The sequence below is a fragment of the Salinimicrobium oceani genome (assembly GCF_012037645.1).
Genome location: NZ_JAAVJR010001465.1, coordinates 1 through 305 on the forward strand (window position 1 = coordinate 1; position 305 = coordinate 305).

Genomic DNA, 305 nt, shown 5'->3' on the forward strand with positions numbered 1-305 from the left:
TTTGTAGTAGTGAGACCATATTCATGCTGAACTTCTTCGGGATCGGCCAGTGGATCGTAGATAGTCACGTTAGTACCATACTCTTTCAGGTTCTTAATGACGTCAACTACCTTAGTATTTCTTACATCGGGACAGTTCTCTTTAAAGGTGATCCCTAAAACAAGAATGTTAGCGCCTTTTACCTTCTGGTCATTCTGCAACATAAGTTTCACCACTTCTGCAGCAACATATTGTCCCATAGAATCATTCATCCTTCGTCCCGCAAGTATGATCTCTGGATGATAACCTATTTCCTGAGCTTTTTG

The 305-nt window shown here is 41.0% G+C and carries 1 protein-coding gene; it reads right to left on the bottom strand.

Annotated features, from left to right (window positions below):
* Window positions 1-305 (bottom strand): UDP binding domain-containing protein (locus tag HC175_RS22650; RefSeq protein ID WP_317172401.1); only part of this gene is annotated, 305 nt, incomplete at both ends.